11 protein-coding genes are annotated in these 20843 nt (G+C 54.4%); all 11 read left to right on the forward strand.

Annotated elements, in window-relative coordinates:
• Positions 1–310 precede the first annotated feature (310 nt).
• The 11 genes from HUW35_RS11780 to HUW35_RS11830 all read left to right on the forward strand — a co-directional run bounded on the left by HUW35_RS11780 (position 311) and on the right by HUW35_RS11830 (position 20795).
• On the forward strand, positions 311–2038 hold the full coding sequence (locus HUW35_RS11780; RefSeq protein ID WP_181252512.1) for a hypothetical protein: 1728 nt from the start codon (positions 311–313) through the stop codon (positions 2036–2038).
• A gap of 63 nt (positions 2039–2101) precedes the next feature.
• Positions 2102–3607 carry an MFS transporter gene (locus HUW35_RS11785; protein ID WP_181252513.1) on the forward strand — a complete coding sequence of 502 codons (1506 nt, stop codon included), beginning with the start codon at positions 2102–2104 and terminating at the stop codon, positions 3605–3607.
• Positions 3608–3748: 141 nt separating this feature from the next.
• Positions 3749–5314 (forward strand): hypothetical protein, encoded by a 1566-nt coding sequence (locus tag HUW35_RS11790; protein ID WP_181252514.1) that lies wholly within the window; start codon positions 3749–3751, stop codon positions 5312–5314.
• Positions 5315–5684: 370 nt separating this feature from the next.
• Positions 5685–8753, forward strand: coding sequence for a TonB-dependent receptor (locus HUW35_RS11795; protein WP_181252515.1), 3069 nt, complete (start codon positions 5685–5687; stop codon positions 8751–8753).
• Positions 8754–8835: 82 nt separating this feature from the next.
• Complete coding sequence (locus HUW35_RS11800) at positions 8836–11367, forward strand: hypothetical protein (protein WP_255463255.1); 2532 nt, start codon at positions 8836–8838, stop codon at positions 11365–11367.
• Positions 11368–11405: 38 nt separating this feature from the next.
• Positions 11406–12209: a sugar phosphate isomerase/epimerase gene (locus HUW35_RS11805; protein ID WP_255463256.1), complete on the forward strand. Its 804-nt coding sequence runs from the start codon at positions 11406–11408 to the stop codon at positions 12207–12209.
• Positions 12210–12528: 319 nt separating this feature from the next.
• Positions 12529–13296 (forward strand): SapC family protein, encoded by a 768-nt coding sequence (locus HUW35_RS11810; RefSeq protein ID WP_181252517.1) that lies wholly within the window; start codon positions 12529–12531, stop codon positions 13294–13296.
• Positions 13296–14336: a cupin-like domain-containing protein gene (locus tag HUW35_RS11815; protein ID WP_255463257.1), complete on the forward strand. Its 1041-nt coding sequence runs from the start codon at positions 13296–13298 to the stop codon at positions 14334–14336. The genes HUW35_RS11810 and HUW35_RS11815 overlap by 1 nt, the downstream gene beginning before the upstream one ends.
• A 33-nt stretch (positions 14337–14369) precedes the next feature.
• The gene (locus HUW35_RS18875; RefSeq protein ID WP_255463258.1) at positions 14370–18098 is read left to right on the forward strand and encodes an FG-GAP-like repeat-containing protein; all 3729 of its coding nucleotides are present in this window, start codon (positions 14370–14372) and stop codon (positions 18096–18098) included.
• Positions 18088–19827: a CRTAC1 family protein gene (locus HUW35_RS11825; protein ID WP_181252519.1), complete on the forward strand. Its 1740-nt coding sequence runs from the start codon at positions 18088–18090 to the stop codon at positions 19825–19827. Before HUW35_RS18875 ends, HUW35_RS11825 begins: the two co-directional genes overlap by 11 nt.
• A gap of 14 nt (positions 19828–19841) precedes the next feature.
• Complete coding sequence (locus tag HUW35_RS11830) at positions 19842–20795, forward strand: nucleoside hydrolase (protein ID WP_181252520.1); 954 nt, start codon at positions 19842–19844, stop codon at positions 20793–20795.
• The last annotated feature ends 48 nt before the right edge of the window (positions 20796–20843 follow it).

Here is a 20843-nt window from a genome sequence, read left to right on the forward strand (position 1 = left end):
CTTTTTTGTTCGCTAAGCTGGCTTGGCAGTAGTAGGGTCGCATGAACGAAAGGGTGAGGGAGGGAGGATGCGAAGGCGCCTGACTAGGAGTATTCTGGCGCCATGGTTGAAGGCGTTGTCGCTGCTTGAGCGCATACCAATCGTTGACACCGCGATCCCTGCGTGATCAAATTCAATCGAAATAAATCATAATAAATCATTGCGATCGCTGCATCTCATCCCGTCCGTTCACAGCGGTAAATCCGAGGGATACCTGAGTTAGCGATGGCTACGCATCTGTCGCAGTACAGAGCAGATAGTGGAGATGAGTATGCGTATCGAGACCCGCCAGGTGCTGTTCAACCCGCAGAGAATTCTGGGTGACGAGCAGCTCGCCAGTAGCTTTCATTTGCGTGGAGAATGGGGGGATCGTTGCGGCCTCTCCATATTCCGTACCGTGGCGCAGCCACCGTATTCGGAGGACTACCTGCTCGGCCAGATCGTCAACGACGACGGCCGCTGGACCAATTTTCCCTGTTGCCATGGCGATGTGGCCGGACGCTGGATCTGGGCCCACGCTCTGGCGACCTCCAATGAACCCGGCAATCCGCCGGAGTACCTGAAATCACTCGTCGACAACGCCATTGCTTTACAGCAGGCGGATGGGCATTACGGCAATGCGACCATCAAGCCGGGTGTCGAGACAATGCTGGGGGCCTACGGCAATGGCTGGATGCTTCAGGGGATTGCGAGTTATGCACGAGTGCATGGTGGCGAGGCAGTGCTTGCGGCTTTGCGCGCGCATGTTGATTGGTACATTGAGCAGTACGAGTACTGGGAAGATGTATCGCGCAAAATCTCCGAACGCGGTACAGAGTTTTACGCAGTAACCCCAAGCGGATATTTTCATGGGCTCAACGGATTGATTGAAGCCCACAAAGTTCTGCAGGATGAGCAGCTCCTTGAGCTCGCCAAAAAGATTATTGATCTGGCGCCTCCGTTGGAGGAGGCGGACCACTCCCACTCTTACCTGACCATTCGTCGCGGCTGTCTGGCGTATGCTGAGCAAGTAGGGGATGAGGCGTTACTCAAGCGAGTGATGGGGGAGCTGGAGCAGGTCTGGCAGGAATTTGTATTGGAAGCGGGCGGTATTCCCGAGCGCTTTCGACATTTCGAGGATGACGCCCACATTGATGACGAGGGTTGCTCCCACTCCGACTGGATTCTGCTTTGCCTCAAGTTGCACAAGCTGACAGCGGAAAAGCGCTGGCTGGACCGCGCCATCCTGTGCATCGAAAACCAGTTCTTCTACAACCAGACCATTAATGGTGGGTTTGGCGCGCGCCTGATTCTGAAAAACAGTTATCTGCAGATGGGTAAAGAAGGTTACTGGTGCTGCTCACTGTACGGGCCGGCGGCCATGTTGGAAGCGGCCAGCTACCTGACGCGCATCGAAGGGAACACTCTCAACCTTTTGTATCCACTGGAAGGTGAGCTGTCACTCGGGGACAACCGGGTGCGCCTCAAATGGAGAGACGATCTGCAAGAGTACTCGGTCGATCTGTCCGACGCACCGGATATTGATAATGTGCGGTTGTATCAGCCCCACTGGATGCGGGCCAGCCAGACTGCTGAAGCGGGATGCCACCGTTTTCAGGTTCAATGGCAATTCTGGAACGGCCTCCCCGAGCGTGCACCCGAGCCGGTATCTCCCGAAGAGGGTGGGCGTTACACACAATTTCTCGGCCCGTGGATGATGGTGTCCCGCCCCAATAAAGCCAGCGCATACCCACAAGTTCCCATGGCACAGCTGCGCGAGACTGGCCAAGCCCCAGGGCTGGAAGTGCGCTCAATGCGCAAGCTGCCACAGTCGGACAAAAGCCTCAGCGTGGTCATGGCTTCCGATGTGGAAGTCAGCATGTATGACGTATTTTCCTGGGCCTCTGACAAGCCAGATACGCTGCGGCTATATCCCCTGAAAGATAAGGAAAGCCCGGATAGCGCACGATCCTGGTTCTCGGCAGCTCCATACGGTGACAAGTGCTGCGACAAAGAATAAAGCGGTGATTGATTAAAATTAATCGGTTACTAGACTGCAGTCGGTAAAAACGGAATAACCATAATGAATACTACTACCGCAACCGATACCAATACCAATACACACCCCGGAGCTGGCCAAGCGTCCGGTGGTGACCTGGCCACGGGGCCTGCGCGCTCGCGCAAACGCGATGTCTGGTTTTATGCCCTTGGCGATGGCGGCTCGGCGATCCCGCTTCTGACCATCGGGAACTTCGCCATGATTTTTTATACCCAGGCGCTGGGGCTTCCGGCGGCACTGGCGGCGCTGGCTCTGGGTATTACCACCCTGTGGGACGCGGTGACGGATCCGGTGATGGGGTTTGTCAGTGATAACACCCGCAGTCGCTATGGGCGGCGCCACCTCTATATGCTGGTTGGCGGATTGGCGACCAGTGTCTCTTTATATTCGTTATGGTCCGTACCCGAATTCTTTATGGCCAGCAACGCGCTGCTGTTTACCTACCTGCTCGTTGCAAACCTCATTTTGCGCACAGCGGTCACCGTATTCGTGGTGCCGTTTACTGCGCTCGGGTTCGAAATCTGCAAGACCTACGAATCCCGTGCCAGCCTGCAGTCGGTGCGCATGGTGGTGAATATGGCGATCAACTTCACCTTTGGTGCCATGGCCTGGAGTCTGTTTTTCCAGGATGGTACCAATGCCGATGGCTCCCGCCTGGATGGCACCAAGATTCTTGAAAATTACGAGACCATGGGGCTGGTCATCAGCCTGGGCACGGCCGCGCTGGTGTTGCTCTGTTGTTACCTGACAAGGAAATTTATTGTTGATTCCCGCAACATGGAAATGCACGGGAATGGCCTGAAGGATTTCTTCGCGACCGTATGGGGCATCCTCAAAGACCCACATGCCAACAAGATTTTTATGTTCTACGCGGTCGCCCAGGTCGGCGTCGGGTTAACGGCCCAGATGCAGATCTACACCTATATCGACTACATGGGGCTGAATGCTTTCCAGAAATCGTTTGTGCACGGCTCCACCATGGTAGGTTTTACTCTCGGCTCATTGGCGATTATCCCGCTGGTCAAGCGCATCGAGAAGCGTACCCTGTGCAAGCTCGCGGTATTGATCAGCGCGGTGTCTGGCGTAGCCATGTACTTCCTGTTCGGCCAAACCGGATCTCTCGAAGCCATCGCCAAAGGTGGTGAGTGGGCAGTGTCCATTAGCTTTGGTGTGTTCCAGGGGCTCTATTGGCTGGGCTGCGGCATCATCATTCCGCTGGCGGTATCCATGATCGCCGACGTGTCGGAAATGAACTTCCGCAAAACCGGGGTGCTGCGGGACGGTTCCTACTCCGCCATGTTCAGCTTCATCCTGAAAGCTGCGACCTCCGTTGGCCTGTTGGTGAGTGGTTTTGCACTTACCTTGATGGGGTATGTGGAAGGGGTGACCAAGCAGGAGCTGGAGGTGGCGCAGTCCATTGCGAACTTTACCTTTCTGGGAGGGCCGGCAATTATGGCGCTGTCCCTGCTGTTCCTTGCGCGCTATCGCGTTGACCGCAGTGAAGTGACAAACCTTCAGGAAGCGAATTAAAGACTCTCTCGAGATTAACTTGTAACTGACGTTCATTTGAAAACGCCACGCTCTGCCGTGGCGTTTTTGTTACGGCGCTACTGAACGGTTTCGTACCGGATGTTCCGGCTATCAGCCGTGCGCGAGTATTGGAGGAAAATAATGAAATTCTGGGGTCTTTCCCTATCTGCGATCACTCTGAGTCTCTCCTTATCCACTCAGGCGGCGACTGTAACCGCCGAGCTGGGCGAAGGTGTTCCGGTTAATCCACGGCTGTTCGGCGTGAACGGGGTACATGAAACCAGTGAAGACCTGGCAGGAGACCCGGCCTACCGTGCGATGCTGCGCGCACTCAATGCGCAGGGGATTCGCTATCCGTCTGGTAGTCCCGCCTCTTTCTGGGACTGGGAGCGTGGCCATTTCATTCCCGAAGAAGAAATTACCAAGATCTGGCATCCTGGTGCGTTCAACTGGATGCTGGAGCTGGTGGAAGATACCCGTGACATGCCGGACGGTGCCCTCGGACCGGAGCGTTTTTATGAATTCGGCCAATCCGTCGATACGGAAATTCAGTGGATGCTGAATCTTACTACCCGTGAGAATGATCAAATCGCGGCTTTGAAAAGGCTGAAAGCGCTTGGCGCGGATATCCAGTATGTCGAGATGGATAATGAGACTTATTTTTGGGGTAACGAGTTTGGCGATGCCGAGCGAGGCCTCAACTATGCACAAAGGGTCGCAAAGCTAAGCCCGCAGATCCGCAAGCTCTATCCCAACGCGCGTATCGGTATGGTGACCCGTGAAGACGATCTGTTCGAGTCGCATCATCAGGATGATTCTGCGGCGATGGTCAACTGGAACCAGCAGATCATGCAACCGGAGTTTCGCCCCCATTTCGATGCGCTGATCCTGCATCACTATGTAATGAAGCGACAGAAGCTCGACCCCTATACCAACGATACCGACCGAGCCAAGGCCTTTCTTGCATACCCAACGGCGACCCTCGACCGTGCAGCACGCCTGATCAAGAAGCGCTTCGGTGACTATCCCATGTGGATTACCGAGTACAACGTGATCGCCTATTACAAGCAATTCCATGGCACCGGAGAATCCGCAGAGTGGATGTTATCCACCCGGGATACTGGCTGGAACTCACTGTACCAGGCAAGCTTTATTCTCAATGGTATGAACAACCCCAATGCGATCGAAATCTTGAACCACCACAGCATCGGCAATCTGGACCATGGCTGGGGGTTGGGTCATCCCATTGATGAGCAGTCGGGGACCATCACCAAGATGGGGCAGTTGTATGCGCACCTAACGAGCCTGGCTCAGCAATATGAGGAGATGCACCCGCTTCAATTTACAAATAACCCGCTCCTGGGAGTGGAGATAGAAGGGGATGCTGGGCAGTTGGCCCTGTATGGCGCGGCACTCTCCGGCGCTAAAGGGCAATCACTGTGGATCATCAATCGGAGCGATCAGTCGATCAATTTAGAATTGGCAAAGCAGGGGGCTCCTATCGAGCAATGGGTCTACCCCGCCATCGAGCAAGCGCCCGCTACCGTGACAGCACGGTATCAAGGGGAGGTCCCATTGTGGCAACAAGGGCCGGTCGAGCTTGACGCACGAGGGTACCGAGCAGAGGGCCTAGTGGAGATTCCTCCCTATAGCCTGTCAATTTTTGAGCTTCCGGTCAGCAAAGTAGTCGCTCAGAAATCCCCCTGAGCCTGATTATGAGGACTGTAAAAAAATCATTGATGATTGGTTTTGATTTTATTCTAAAGGGTTGAGCAGATGGGTTGGCGCTCAAAACTTCAATTTGTTAAAAAAGAGGTTTGATGTTTGGGTGCCGCTGGCAGAGGGATCGGCCCGCATTCAGTGCGCTTGCGGTGCTAAACCTGCCTGTCTAACTGGGCACAACAGACTTTACTGAGCGATAAATGCTCCATGCTCGGAAAAAAACAAAAATGATTGCAAATGACTCCAAATGATTCATAATCGTCTCATGTTGCTTTTTGCGTGATTGGTTTTGATGATGATGTTCTAAGTGCAAAGGCAGCTGCACACTTTCAATACAATAAAAATGGTGAGAGATATGCTGAAGAACAACGCGTTCAATCGCACCCTCCTATCTACTGCCGTCGCGGCAGCAATGACTGGCATGACGAGCTATGCGTTCGCGCAAGAAGCTGGCGTTGGTGATGCAACCCTGGAAGAAGTAGAAGTTGTTGGTATCCGCAGCAGCTTGATGAAATCCGCCGATGTGAAGCGTGATTCCATGGGCGTGACCGATGCGATTACTGCAGAAGACATGGGTAAATTCCCTGACTCAAACCTCGCAGAATCCCTGCAGCGGATCGCGGGCGTTTCCATCGAACGTGAAAACGGCGAAGGTAAAGGTGTAACGGTTCGTGGCCTTGGGCCGCGTTTCAACCTGGTGCAGATTAATGGTCGCCAGACCGCAGCGGCAAGTGGTAGCCGTAGTTTTGACTTTTCCACCATTTCCCCCGATATGATTCGCGCAGTAGAGGTGTATAAAACCTCTGCAGCGGATCGAGAAACCGGTGGTATGGGTGCGACAATCAACGTGGAAACCATGCGTCCCCTCAACGAGCCGGGTGAGCGCTTCATTTTTAGTGGTAAAGGTATTTACGATGAGTCCGCGCGCGACGCAGAAGTAAAGCCGGAGCTCTCGGGTATCTACTCCAACACTTTTGATGACAACAAATTCGGTGTTGCACTGGCAGTCAACTATCAGGAACGTGTGAATGGCCGGGATGAGGCGCGAGATCTCGCTATCCTGACCAACGAGTGGGGGCAGCCTTCGCGCGACTGGCAAAACAGCCAGGGTGCGGTAGATAACGAAAATCAGGTGAATAAGCCGGTAGACGGCGACCTGTTTGCTCTATCTCGCATGAATTTCTATGAGATCGTTAATCAGGAGCATGAGCGCGCGAATGCACAGGCAGTATTCCAATGGCGCCCCACAGAAAGTATCACCGCAACTGCGGACTATAACTTCTTCCGCAAAGATATTGATACCGTCACTAATAAGGCCTCCCTCTGGTATGAGTGGGATCAGGCCTCATCTACCGCAGTATGGAGTGATGATCCGATTAAGGCCCCGTTGGTGTATGCGGAGGTTACAAGAGGTGCGAATCCGGGCGAGACTACATTTGCTGTTGAAGAGCAGCATGTTCGCAACGAATTGCAATCTTATGGCATCAATGTTGAGTGGGATGTTTCCGACACACTGTCTCTCGAGTTTGATGCAAACGGCTCGTCCAATTCGGTAACCCCGAACGGTGGTCGTCTGGGCTCAAAGGCTGATGTTGAAATGGCGTCACTGACGCGACGTGCCTTGGCGGCAGACTTTACCGGTGATATCCCCTCTCTTTTCGTTAATAACCCCAATGTCGTACCTGCAGATGTGGTGCCCCTCACGCACCGTATTACTAGTCAGTTTGATGAGGCAGAGGTTGATCAGTTCAAGTTCTCGGGCCATTGGGATTTTACGGAAGAGCAATCCCTGGACTTCGGTGTGCAGGCTACCAATGTATTCTGGTCCACAGGTAATGTCCGTGTAGAGCGGGGTCGTGGATACTACGAGCAATACAAGGGTGATTTCGTCAATTTCGAAGGCTTTGACTCATTTAACTTTATGAGTGGCTTCGATGCCAGTTATGGCGATTTCGAGACGATTGCCGCGCAGCTGCCAAATGGCACTTTCCTGATGCACCCTTGGACTGGTGAAAACTATACCTTTACAGCGGATAATCTGTATCAGGAAACGCTGACCTTTGATCTTAATGAGATGATGGACTATCTCGAGCAGAACTATGGTGCCTATGATCAGAAAGATTCACCGCTGACCACTTTGGGTAACTGTGGGTCTGTATTCTGCGCCTCCAATAAATACGAATTTGCTGATTACCAAGAAGTGGGTGAGGATACCCGCGTCGCGTTCATGCAGTACAATCTGAATTCCGAACTTGCAGGTATGCCTTTCGACGTCCATGTCGGGTATCGTTACGAGGAAACCGAAGTTACTGCGAGTTCAGCACTGAACGACTATCAGGGTGTTGTCTGGGTTAAAGATAACCAGTTTAGTTTCCGCCCTGAGGTTGATGAGAATGGCAACCAAGTGCAAACTCTGGCAAGCCGTGAAGCTTCTTACGACTACCACTTGCCGAGCCTTAATCTCAACGTCAACGTTACCGACGATATTGTAGCTCGTGTCGCGTACGGTAAGTCACTGGCTCGTGCCAATCTGCCTGCGCTTCGCGGTGGTAGGGTTCTTCAAACGGAGACCACAAACATTGTTAATCCGCCGGTGAGAACCGGTAACCCCGCGCTGAAGCCGCTAGAGTCAGAGAATTTCGATCTGTCCGTGGAGTGGTATTACGATGAAGGTAGCTACGTCTCTGCCGCGTGGTTTAAAAAGAATATTGATGGTTTCCCGAAAACCGTCAACACTCTGATCAATATCGACGGCCTGTATAGCCCGGCCTTCGGACAGTTCGCGCAGGAAGCTCAAGCGGCTGGCGCACAAAGCATCAAGGATGTGTTTGAGTGGATTCTTGCAAATAAAGCTGATGAGCCTGGTGTTACTTCCAATGGTTCGGGTACTGGCCAAATCGAGGGCGATGCGAGTCGCGATCCTCTGGTTGATTTCCAGATTGGATTTACAGAGAACGGTGAAGACAAAAACGGTGTAGATGGTATCGAACTCTCCGTGCAGCATATGTTCGGTGAGAGTGGGTTTGGCGTCATGGCAAACTACACCAAGGTTAACTCCGACGTTGGCTACAGCCCATATACTCTCGAAGGGTCAACAGCGCTGCTAGGGGTTAGTGATTCCGCAAACGTGGTAGGCTTCTACGATAAAAATGGTTTGCAGGCTCGTGTCGCGTATAACTGGCGTGACAAGTACCTCAAGGCTCATACGCAGGAGCTGAGCCTGATTGAACCGATTTTCGTAAATGACTTCCAGACTGTGGATCTCAACGTGAGCTACGCCTTGACCGATAACGCAGAAATTTTTCTGCAGGGTATCAACGTTCTTGATGAGAACAACAGTGAGCATGGTCGCGGTGAAAACCTGATGATCAGTCACGAAGAAACTGGCGCGCGCTGGATGTTGGGCGGACGCTATACCTTCTAAGTGATGTTGGATGTTTGAAGACCAGGTAACCCCCGCTTGCGGGGGTTATTTGTTTCTGGCGTATGCAGAGTGAGATAGGCAAATGAAGTCAATATTCTGGCTAATGTCGGCAGTAGTATCGGTGCTTGTATTGGGCTGTGCGGAGCGTGACCAAATCAAAGCGCCCGCGCTGAAATGGGAATACTGGGCCCCGGGTGGTGGCGGCGAAATTCAGAGTATTTATCTGGAGCCCAATGTCAAAGATCGCCTCTATGTCATGAGTGATATGGAGGGCTTGTATCGTTCAGATGATGGGGGGGAGTCCTACCGACTACTCGCAGCGGAGCTGCCACAGCTCAACGTATTTGGGCTTGCCAGCGATCCGCAGAATCCCGATAAGCTATTTCTTGGCACCCACCGTATGGCACTGGTGAGTGAGGATGCCGGTGAGTCCTGGCAGGCGCTAGAAGATACTCTGACGTATCCGATACAGCTCATCCAGGTCAACCCGCAAGATAGCAACCATGTGGTAATGGCACTGAGTTCCCCGGACATCGTAGACCTGAACGATATGCCGAAGCGTGTACCTGAGTACGCGCATGGGGACACGCATCCCGGGCTGGTGTTCGTATCTCGCGACGGTGGGCAAAGCTTTACCCAGTACTTTTACGACCCTGAGCATGAGAAGGCTCAAAATGCGTGGCAACTGGAGTTTGATAGCGAAAATCAACGGGTATACATCGCCACCGAGCGTGGTCTGTTTACTTCCCGCGATGGAGGCGAAAGCTGGGCACCGGTAACTGCCCCAAGTGGTTTCGTCGCAGCTCTGGGTTTTGAAGTGTCACCAGACGGAAAAACGGCGTTTGCAATCTTTGCTAAGGACAAACAAGTGTCCTCAGTGTTTGCCGCTGATGCAAAAGCACTGGCCACAGGCGCGCCTCAGTGGAGCAGGGTCGATCATTTTTATCCCGGCCCGCAAGGTGATGTGGAGCTCGCGGAGCAACGTTTGGCGCAACCCGGCGAAACGCGTACAGAATATGACGGTGAGACTTACACAAACCCGGGGCAACGCTATGCGCGACTGAAGATTGACCCTCGCAGCGGAAAGGTGGAGTTTGGCCTGGAAGGCAGGGTTCGCTTGCTGATGGGTAAAACCATGAAGCACCACAATAGCTCACTATTTTATTCGGAATTTGATGTGGCTGACGGTGTGCCACAGCGCGGAAACTGGCAGCGGATCTATTACGAAGGCGGCCATAAGGGTTGGGAAACTTCGCAAGGTTCCGACAACTATATTCAGGTAGATAGCTTTGATTTCGTGCCTGTCAGTTGGGGGCGCGACAATTCCATCATTCTGGAAAACGGTCATGGGGTCAGTCTGCTGGATATGCAGGCCGAGGGCTTCCCAAAAACCGGTGGTGAAACGGTGTTGTATCAGACGGCCGTGCGTGAAGGGAACGGTGCCCAGGGGCACGTTACCTGGCGCAATCGCGGCTTTGTGAACACCTACAATGGTGACTTCGCTACCAGCGAGAACTACTTTGTCGCGGCGTTGAGTGATCAGGGACTGCACGAGAGTTGGGATTATGGCCGCAGCTGGATTCGCGATTTGCGGCCTTCGCCCAAGATAACCGCATCAAAGTCGGTGGAGATCCTGAAAACAGAGCCTCCGGTGGTGGTGCTAGGCACCGGTTATGGCTACGGAGCTGGTGACATTCCCATGGGTTTATGGGCGAAATCGCTTGCGCATCATTCTCCCGAGGATAAGTGGCAACACCTCGCTGGCGGGATTGCCGAGTGGACTGGACCTGATTCAGAAAATGCGAATGGGCTGCCATCGGTTCCTAATCATGCGCGCGTGCCTATGAATGAAGAAGCCTGGGATTATCGTATCTGGGCGATGGCCGCCGACAGCCAGGTTCCCGAGCGCTTGTTCGTCGGATTTAAAGGGCAGGGCATCTACGTGAGTGATGACGTTCCCGCAATGCTCGATGGAGAAGGGGATGGCTTCCGCAGACTTGATCTTGGGCCAGTTGAATTGCCAAAAACCAGCCTCGTCGCCCACCCGCAGAAAGCAAACGCAATCTACTATCCAACAGGAAGCAGCCTGTTTCTCTACAGTGACGGCGAGAAGCGAGAGGTTAAGCGATTCCCGGGGTTGGTAGAGGACGTGTATGCCTGGCTCGATGGTGAGTCGCTGCGCCTGGCGGTAGCTGCAGTCAACCCGGATGATGCCAGCCACAATGTATATGTAAGCTCGGATGGTGGTGAGCGCTGGCATACCGTGTTGGATCGCAGGCGTTTACGGGAGGCTGGTGTTCCGAGCTTCTTCGAAACCCCGGCATACCCGCGGGAGGACCCGTTGATGCCGTTTATGGGCGGTCTTGCGGGCTTCAATGAATGGCTTATCGTCCCCGTGGGTTCCATACGGAATAACCTGGGTATCTTCGCCATCCACTTGGGGGAGGGGGCTGATCGCCCTGCGGTGTTTAATATTACCGGAGAGGGAGCCGATCGACACGGATATACGCGCGTGAACGAGGGCGAAGTCCGTTGGGTGAAAGGCGAACCCTGGCTGGTGCACAGTACTCGGGGTGCGGGCGTTGTAGCGGCCAGCCTGGTAGTGCTGCAATGAGGGTCGCTTACCTTTGCCCTTTATGGGGGTCGGAAGATATGCCCTTCGAGGCCTTTCTTGCAAAGGTCCGTTCGGCAGGCTTTGACGGCGTCGAGGTGGCGTTTCCGGAAGATCGGGGACGCTGCCGCGAGATGGTGTCCGCATTGGAGGAGAGTGGTTTGGTGTATGTAGCCCAACACTGGGATACCTTTACCACGGATTTTGCGGCACACCAGAAACAGTATTACAGACGCCTTGAACAGCTAGCGGACACCCGTCCGCTGTGTATTAACTCCCACAGCGGCCGAGATCATTTCTCACTGGAAGAAAACCTGATCCTTCTGGAAGGGGCGGATCGCCTCTCTGAAGAACTGGGGTTGCCCATCTATCACGAGACGCACCGCGGCCGCTTCAATTTCGCCTGCCATATCACCGCCGCCTATATCGATGCAAAGCCAGACCTGAAGCTCACCGCGGATTTCAGTCATTGGTGCTGTGTCGCAGAGTCTCTGCTGCAGGATCAGGAGGTTGGCCTCAAAAAGGCCATTCAGCGCAGCTTTCACGTGCACTGCCGTGTCGGGCATATACAGGGCTCGCAGGTGATTGACCCATCCTTGCCGGAGTACGCACAGACGCTTGAGCGACACCTGCAGTGGTGGGGTGATATTGCCGAGGCTGCGCGGGCACGTGGGCAGGAATTGCTGACCTTTACCGCTGAGTTTGGGCCGGCCCCCTATATGTTGCCCCACCCCGAGCGAGCGGGGCCCATCGCCAATCAGTGGGAACAGAATGTCTGGATAGTGGATCAGTTGCGCCGGAAGCTTGCGCAAACCGAAACCAATCACTCTCTCCCCACCGTATAACGGCACCACTCTGCTCACGGCAAAACCGATGGTTTGCAGCTTGATTCCATCGGTTTTGCCGCTCAAGATGAGCCGCATGGCGCCAAATTCCTTTCTGGCAGACTGCGTCAATCATTTCCATTCAGTTGTTGACTGCTTGTGATTGGAAATGCTAATTTTTGCTACACAATAACGATGAATATAGCGATGACCCAGCCCTCGATGGCTCCTCGGATTCTTTGATTTTTGTAACCGGATTGACCGCAGTTGTTGAACATATGTGCGGGTAAATTCCTTACTGGATCGTTGTCGGGTCTCGCGCTTACAAGCGGTGAGAATAATGACGAACACGGTACTCCTGAATAACGTCGACCATGCCAAGCTGAAAGTAGTTGAGCAGTACGGGGAGGCTTTTGGTCACAAAGTCGGACGCACGGTTGTATTTCCCTCCGAGCTTGAGCAGCTCCAGTGTGAGTACCCTTTGCTGATAGCGCGAGGGGGGGAACCTGGCCAGTACCAATGTGTTGCTCTGTTCGGCCTCTCCGCAGATGAAAACCTTTTTCTCGATGCAGACGCGCCAAGTGGTTGGGATGCCAGTGTGCTTCCTCTGGTGTTCGCCAAAGGGCCTTTCCTGATTGGTCGTCAGGAAGAATTCACACCATCGGGCCCCGTGCAAAAAGCGGTGGTGCACGTTGACCTGGATGACCCCCGGGTAAACACCACCGGTGGTCATCCGCTGTTTATGGACTTTGGTGGCAGCTCCCCTTATCTCGAAAAGGTGCAGAAGCGACTACAGGCGCTGGATGAGGGCATCGGTATGACCAATGCTTTTACGCAAGTACTGTCGGAACTGGAGCTACTTGAGGCGGTGGCGCTAGATATTGGTCTTTGCGATGGTAGCAACTATAAGCTCGAAGGCTATTTCACCGTAGGCCGTGAGCGCCTTATGGCGCTGCCGGATGAGACCCTGGGTCAGCTGCACCGCGGCGGTTACCTCTCAGCCATTTATGCATTGCTCGCCTCCCTCGGGAATGTGCAAAAACTGGTGCGGCGCAAAGAAGCGCAGTTGGCCGCGTCTATACGCGAAATAGAGGTCGCAAGCGCGTGATGGGTAGTGCCGCTGCTGCGAGGCAGTGCTCCGCGCTACCGGTCGAGGAAATCGACTGTCGTGACGCCAGGGGTCAAGTCAGTGCAGCGATTACTGCTGGCAGTGAGCCCGTTGTGCTGCGTAATTTGGTGTCGCACTGGAAACTCGTAGCGTGCGGGGCCGAGGGGAAGCAAGCATTTGCCGATTACCTCCTGTCCGCCTACAACGATCGTTCGGTGATGACCTACAGTGCTCCAGCGCAAGAGCGCGGCCGCTATTTTTATCGGGACGATTTCCAGAGTTTTAATTTCACCAAGCGGGGGGATACGCTCGCTGGCTTTTTCTCGCGCTTGCATGCTGCAACCAGCAGTCCCGAGGCGGACTCCATTTTCATTCCGTCGATGCACCTGCCGAGCTTTGTGCCGGCGGTTATGTCGGAAAATGTATTGCAGATCGACGGTGTGGAAAACCCTTTGGTGCAAGCCTGGCTGGGCAGCCCCTCACTGATTGCGTGCCATTTTGATGCGATGCACAACATCGCCTGCTGCGTTGCGGGTAAGCGTCGTTTCACGTTGTTTCCCCCCGACCAGGCTGAAAATCTGTATATCGGTCCACTGGATAACACCCCCGCAGGACAGCCTGTCAGTGTTGTCGACATCGACAATCCCGACTTTGAGCGCTTTCCGCGCTTCGCGGTTGCGCAGGCGCACAAGCGGGTAATTGAGCTTAAGCCGGGCGATGCACTGTTTCTTCCGAGCATGTGGTGGCATCAGGTTGAGGGGCTCGCGCCGTTCAACGGCATGGTCAACTACTGGTGGCGCAGCGCCCCGGCGTATTGCGGTGAGCCGATGGATGCACTGACTCACGCGATGCTGAGTATCCGCCAACTGCCGGAGGCAGAGCGGGCCGCGTGGAGATCGCTGTTTGAGCATTATGTTTTCACCTCGCAGGACGGTCGTTATGACCATATTCCCGAGCCGGCCTTAGGTCGGCTCGGGCCTTTTTCCGAGCGAGAAGCAAGACGCCTTCGGGCAATCCTACAAAATCAATTAAGCGCCTGACCCGCGAAGAAGTACCACTTTAGGGGCAAAAAAATGAGAAGAGATCCCACAGTGAAAATTAAAAGAAAAAAAATCAACGGAAAGAACGAGCTTGGAGCATCTGTAATCGCTGTCGCACTGCTCAGTAGTGTTTTAGCCGGGTGTGGTGGAGGCTCGGGCAATGCTGGAGAGCAGGAAGCAACAGTAACTCCCCCTCCTGTAACGAGTCCCCCGGATGATGCGCCAGCTGCTTGGTCTTTCCAGAACATAAGCGCCTCTGCGGGACTGCGCCACCGTTGGGGGATCAATGGCCAGGAAGGTAGAGGCACTGAAGCGGAGTTCTTTGCTGGCGGTGTCGCAGTGGGGGATTTCGACAATGATGGACTTATTGATATTTTCGTTGATTCAGGGAATTTAGAACCGAGCAAACTTTACAGAAACCTGGGTAACAATCGTTTCGAAGATGTTGCGGGAGCTGCGGGTGTAAAGCTCGAGAACCACCGCGGGAGTGGGCCTACTTTTGCTGACGTCAATGGCGATGGTTGGTTAGATCTTTTCGTTGGCGGGATAGAGGGTGATGGAAACAAACTCTTTATCAATAATGGTGACGGGACGTTTGTAGATGCAACGCGTGAATCCGGGCTCATTATGGAAGCTCCGAACACTGTGTCTGCAAGTTTTGGCGACATCAATGGTGACGGATTCCTTGACCTGGCGGTGTCACACTGGGGAAATGATGTAAAGCCGAATACCGAGACTATTTGGCTTGGAAACGGAGATGGTTACTTCGTTGACGCGAGTGAAACCAGTGGTATCGCAAGCCAGTTGCATTCGCCCGGTGCAGGTGGAATTGCGGGAGTCAAAGATTATTCCTTCACCCCGACGTTTGCTGACTTTGATAATGATGGCTGGCCTGATCTCGCCATGGTTGGGGATTACGGAACCAGTAAATATTTTTTGAATGATGGGTCTGGTCGATTTATCGACGCGACAGGTTCGCAACTCGGTGACGAATTCGGGATGGGGAGCGCCATCGCCGACTACGACAACGACGGATACCTGGATTGGTTTATTACTTCAATCTACGAAACGAATGCATTTGGCACCGTTAAGCAAGGTAATCGTTTAAATCGAAACGGTGGCGGCTACTTCGATGATGTAACGTACTCGGCGCGTGTCGAAGATGGTGGCTGGGGTTGGGCTGCTTGCTTTGCGGACTTCAATAACGATGGCCACCTGGACCTGTTCCACACAAATGGTTGGGATGAAGACTCTTTGTATGCGAGTGAAACAGTAGATTATAAAAACGATGTCAATAGGCTGTTCATCAATAATGGTGCTGGAGTTTTCTCAGACGAAGCGACAGAGCGTGCTGTGGATGATTCCAGGCAGGGGCGGGGTGTGTCGTGCTTTGACGCGGATAACGACGGTGATATCGATATTTTGGTGGTGGAAAATAATATCGATGGAAATGCGCTTGTTCTGTATGAAAATGTCGGAGGTAACGAAGCCGGCAATCAGCTGAGCGTCTCCCTGCAAGCCTTGGGCGGTAATACCGCAGCCGTAGGATCCCGGGTGTTTGTTACCGCTGGGGGCGTAACGCAAATGCGTGAACTCCAAATTGGCAGTAACTTTACGAGTCAGAACCCGCAAATACTCTATTTCGGCCTCGGCGACTCCGAAACAGTTGACATACTGCGTGTCCGCTGGCCTGACGGCACAGAAGAACAAATCGGCAACTTCCCGGCCAATCAGTGCCTGCGCATTTCGCCAGCCGGAGACGAGGTGCCGTTGGCAGGTGATCACTGCATGGTGCCTGCAGAGGAATGGCAGCCCGTGGAAGGGGAAGACCCCTCGCCTGACGATTCTCCCGCAGAGCCGCCGCTGGCAACGCCGGGTGTCGGCGTTGATGCAAAAGACGTGGCGCCATCAGTGGCCCGTCAGTGGAGCGAGGTTCTGCTGGAGGGCGTGCGCAACGACTTCGCCCGCCCCACCGTGCATGCGCGCAACCTGTTCCACATTTCTGCGGCCATGTACGATGCATGGGCAGAACTCAGTGACGCCGGCGCGCAGCACTATCTTCTCGGCCAAACCCTTAACCAGTTTAGCTGTGCGCTTGATGCCCACAATATTCCTCGCTCCTTGCCTGCGCAGCAAACCGCTGTGTCCTATGCTGCGTACCGGATAATTGAGCATCGCTTCTTCCGTTCACCGGGTAAAGCGCACACCATGGCGCTGGCGGATGAGCTGATGGAGTCATTGGGATTGGACCCGCAGTTTGTTGCCAAAGACTACCGCACCTACGGTGCCGCGGCGCTTGGTAATCATGTGGCCGACTGTTACATACAGTACGGTCTCCAGGATGGCGCAAACGAGCAGGGCAGCTATGCCAACCTGTTTTATGATCACATCAACGGCATTATCGAGCCGGAAAAACCCGGTAACCCCAATGCCATTGCCAACAGCGACTGGAACAGTTGGCAGCCCATCTCCCTGAGTGAATCGATCGACCAGTCTGGCAACCTGGTGAGCGATACACCGCCTTTCTTGAGCCCGGAGTGGGGCAATGTATTGCCGTTCTCGCTGACGGATGGTGATGCGTCCATTCAGACCCGTGCCGGTGATACCTATAAAGTGTATTTCGATCCGGGCAAGCCGCCGCTGCTGGGCACCTCGACATCCGATTTCTACCAGTGGAACTTCGCCCTGGTTGCGGCCTGGTCAGCGCATCTGGATCCCGCCGATGATGTATTGATTGATATTTCCCCTCGCAGTATCGGTAATAACCCGGCGTTCCCGGCTGCGGCAACGGTTGCGGAATACGAGCAGTTCTATCAGTTCGAAAATGGCGGTGATGCCAGCCGGGGTTACGATGTGAACCCCGTTACCGGCGAGCCCTACGCACCTCAAATGGTGAAACGCGCGGATTACGCGCGGGTACTTGCGGAATTCTGGGCAGACGGTCCGGACTCCGAGACGCCGCCGGGGCACTGGTTTGTGCTGATGAATGACATCTTCGATCACCCGGAATTTGAGCGCCGTTTCCAGGGAGAGGGCGAGCTGATCGGCCCGCTGGAGTGGGATGTGAAGGCCTACTTCGCGCTGGGCGGCACAATGCACGACGCTGCCATTTCCGCGTGGAGTATTAAAGGTTACTACGACTATCTGCGACCGGTGTCGGCGATCCGGATTATGGCGGACCTGGGGCAGAGCAGTGACGACACTCTGAGTAACTACCATCCCGATGGTATCCCGCTGCGCCCCGGTTTCTCCGAAATCGTTGAGGCGGGCGACCCGCTGGCCGGGACCAGTGGTGAGCACCTGGGCAAAATAAAACTCAAGGCCTGGCGCGGCCCGGACTATATCTCGGATCCCGCAACCGACATGGCGGGAGTGGACTGGATTCTGGCGGAGAACTGGTGGCCCTATCAGCGCCCGACCTTCGTAAGTCCCCCATTTGCCGGTTACATCTCCGGTCATTCCACCTACTCCCGCGCGGCGGCGGAGATGCTGACCCTGTTGACCGGCAGCCCGTATTTCCCCGGCGGAATGAGCGACTACCGCGCACCGGCGAACGAATTCCTCGTGTTCGAGGAAGGGCCGGAAAGCGACGTTGTACTGCAGTGGGCCACATACCGTGATGCCTCGGATCAGTGCAGTCTGTCCCGAATCTGGGGGGGTATCCATCCGCCGGTGGATGATATTCCCGGGCGTATCATCGGTGAGCAAATCGGTAAGCGCGCATTCGAAAAAGCCGCAGGCTATTTCGGCAATGTCCAGTAAGCAGAGTAACAAAATGCTGCCGAGTGCCGCCGCGTTCTGCGCACTCGGCATTGCGCTACTTCTGAACACCGGGTGTGGCGGCGGCAGTTCCAATGAAGAGGCGCGGGAACCAAACGTAGCCCCAGCGCCTCCGGCCCCGCCACCGGATCCAGATCCGGAACCCGAGGACGATGACGAAGATGGGGGCTGGAAGTTCGTGCGCCTGGGCTCGGAGACCGGGCTGGTACATCAATGGGGAATAGCCGGTGCAATCGACAATACGGGCGTGACTCAGGCGGAATTCTTCGGTGGAGGAATTGCCGTCGGTGACTTCGATGGCGACGGTTGGATTGACCTCTATATCGACTCCGGAAATCAAGAGGCCTCCAAGCTGTTTCGCAACATTGGGAACAATCGCTTTGAAGAGGTCGCCGCCGAGGCTGGTGTGCAACTGCGCGACCACCGCGGCAGTGGCCCTACGTTTGCGGATGTGAACGGGGATGGTCGGCTGGATTTGTTTGTGGGCGGTCTCGAAGGGGACGAAAACTACCTGTTCATTAACCGTGGCGATGGCACTTTTTCAGATCAATCGGCAGTCTCCGGCCTGCGCACAAAGGCACTGAATACGGTATCCGCCGCATTCGGCGATTACAACCGCGATGGCCATCTGGATGTCGCGCTGAGTCACTGGGGCAATCCTTTCTCCAGCCAGACAGAAACGCTGTTTCGCGGTCATGGCGACGGCACCTTCACCGATGTCAGCCGGGAAAGTGGAATTGCGGATCAAATACTCACTGAAGGCGTCTCCGGTATAGAAGGCGAGCGGGACTATAGCTTCACGCCTACTTTTGCTGATTTAAATAATGACGGGTGGCCGGATCTTTCCATGGTTGGTGACTTTGGTACCTCAAAGTATTTCCTGAATGATGGCGAAGGCCGCTTCAGTGATGCCACCAACGGCCAATTGACCGATGAATTCGGTATGGGCAGTGCAATCGGTGACCTGGATAACGACGGTGATCTCGATTGGTTTGTCACCAGCGTATATGAGTTTAACGATTATGCGGTCACCAATATCGGTAACCGTCTGTACCTGAATGACAACGGTAATTTCAGTGACGGCACCTTCTATGCTCGCGTGGAAAACGGCGGCTGGGGCTGGGGCGCCTGTGCTGCGGACCTGAACAATGATGGATTTCTGGATATCTTCCACACCAGTGGCTGGTACGAAGACAGCGGACAGCAGGATCCCACGGAGGAAGTGCCGGTTGACGAGACCTCATCCGCGAATCGCGCATTTATTGCAACCGGTGATGGACGCTATTCAGAGCGCGCAGTAGAGCTCGGCTTGACGGGCGTGCAGCAAGGGCGGGCCGTGGTGTGTTTTGACGCGGACAGGGACGGGGATACGGATTTGCTAGTGGTCAGCAATATCATGGAATCGCGCGCAATCACGCTCTACAGAAACGATGGCGCCGCCGCAGAGGGAAATTATCTGCAGGTGGAGCTACAGGGCGGCAACGGTAATTCGCAAGCCGCCGGTGCGAGGGTGTATGTGACAGCCAGCGGAGTGACACAAATGCGTGAGCTGCACATAGGTTCCAGCTTTACCAGCCAGAATCCATCGGTTTTGCATTTTGGCCTCGATAGCGCTACCGCAATTACCGCGCTGACCGTGCGCTGGCCGAACGGAAGCGAGCAGTCCATTGATGTCCACGAAGTCAATCAGCGGCTGGTTATTCGAGAATAAAGAGGCTTGATATCGTGCATATTGTAAAGGAATTTCGGCGCAAGGCGATTCACTGTATTGCGTCCTTATTGGCAGCCTGGGTATTACTGCCAATCACCGCCAGTGCTGCACCATCGCGCGTGATTGTGGATGCGGACACCGCCAATGAAGTAGATGATTTATTCGCCGTCACACGAGCAGCGGTGGCTGAGGAATGGGAATTGCTCGCCGTAACCGCTGCCCAGTGGCAGGCAAGCCACTGGACGATTCCAGAGTCCATGGAGGAGAGTCATCGGTTGAATCAGATGATCCTTGCGCACTTGCAGTCTGATATTCCGACATTTCGCGGTGGAAAAAATCGGTTGTATGACTGGGGAGATCAGGCCCAGCATTCTGCGGCGGCCTATCAGATTATCCGTCAGGCCAATGCCCTGCCCACAGGTGAGAAGCTAAAGGTGTTGGCTCTGGGGTCTTTGACTAATGTCGCCTCAGCTTTGTTGATCGAGCCCGCCGTCGCGGACCGTATTGCCGTCTACTGGCTTGGCTCGCAGTTCGATGCGACGATTGGCAAGCACCGAATTGACGATTTCAATTGCATGATGGATATCCAGGCGGTCTTCAAGGTGTTCGAGAGTCCGGTTGAGCTGCATGTGATGCCGCTGAATGTGGCGTCGGCCCTGACAATGGAATTTGCGTCTGTGGAAGCAGCAATGACAGGCCGTCATCCCTTGGCAGACTTCCTGGTTGATCGTTGGCAAACGCATATTGATCCATTGAAGGAGCGCAGAGTTATCTGGGATCTTGCCCTGGTGACGGCGGTATTGAAACCGGATCTGGCGCGCGCGCAGAAAGTCGTGACTCCCCAACTACTGGGTGAGCGCGAGGTGTGGTTTTACAGCGAGATTAATGCGGCAGCAATGAGGGCTGACTTCTTTGGCATGGTGGCGAAGTTGTGGCCCTTGGATGATGCGGCGCTTACACAGAATTGACCGAACGATTGGTGTATGAAAGCACCTAATTAGGTTCGGTAACAGATA

The sequence above is a fragment of the Microbulbifer sp. YPW1 genome (genome assembly GCF_013367775.1).
In the GTDB taxonomy this organism is placed as follows: domain Bacteria; phylum Pseudomonadota; class Gammaproteobacteria; order Pseudomonadales; family Cellvibrionaceae; genus Microbulbifer.

What these genes read in the sequence shown, in the direction of transcription:
- HUW35_RS11780 (WP_181252512.1), top strand. Translation starts at nt 311, where the DNA reads ATGCGTATCGAGACCCGCCAGGTGCTGTTCAACCCGCAGAGAATTCTG.
- HUW35_RS11785 (WP_181252513.1), top strand. Translation starts at nt 2,102, where the DNA reads ATGAATACTACTACCGCAACCGATACCAATACCAATACACACCCCGGA.
- HUW35_RS11790 (WP_181252514.1), top strand. Translation starts at nt 3,749, where the DNA reads ATGAAATTCTGGGGTCTTTCCCTATCTGCGATCACTCTGAGTCTCTCC.
- HUW35_RS11795 (WP_181252515.1), top strand. Translation starts at nt 5,685, where the DNA reads ATGCTGAAGAACAACGCGTTCAATCGCACCCTCCTATCTACTGCCGTC.
- HUW35_RS11800 (WP_255463255.1), top strand. Translation starts at nt 8,836, where the DNA reads ATGAAGTCAATATTCTGGCTAATGTCGGCAGTAGTATCGGTGCTTGTA.
- HUW35_RS11805 (WP_255463256.1), top strand. Translation starts at nt 11,406, where the DNA reads ATGCCCTTCGAGGCCTTTCTTGCAAAGGTCCGTTCGGCAGGCTTTGAC.
- HUW35_RS11810 (WP_181252517.1), top strand. Translation starts at nt 12,529, where the DNA reads ATGACGAACACGGTACTCCTGAATAACGTCGACCATGCCAAGCTGAAA.
- HUW35_RS11815 (WP_255463257.1), top strand. Translation starts at nt 13,296, where the DNA reads ATGGGTAGTGCCGCTGCTGCGAGGCAGTGCTCCGCGCTACCGGTCGAG.
- HUW35_RS18875 (WP_255463258.1), top strand. Translation starts at nt 14,370, where the DNA reads ATGAGAAGAGATCCCACAGTGAAAATTAAAAGAAAAAAAATCAACGGA.
- HUW35_RS11825 (WP_181252519.1), top strand. Translation starts at nt 18,088, where the DNA reads ATGTCCAGTAAGCAGAGTAACAAAATGCTGCCGAGTGCCGCCGCGTTC.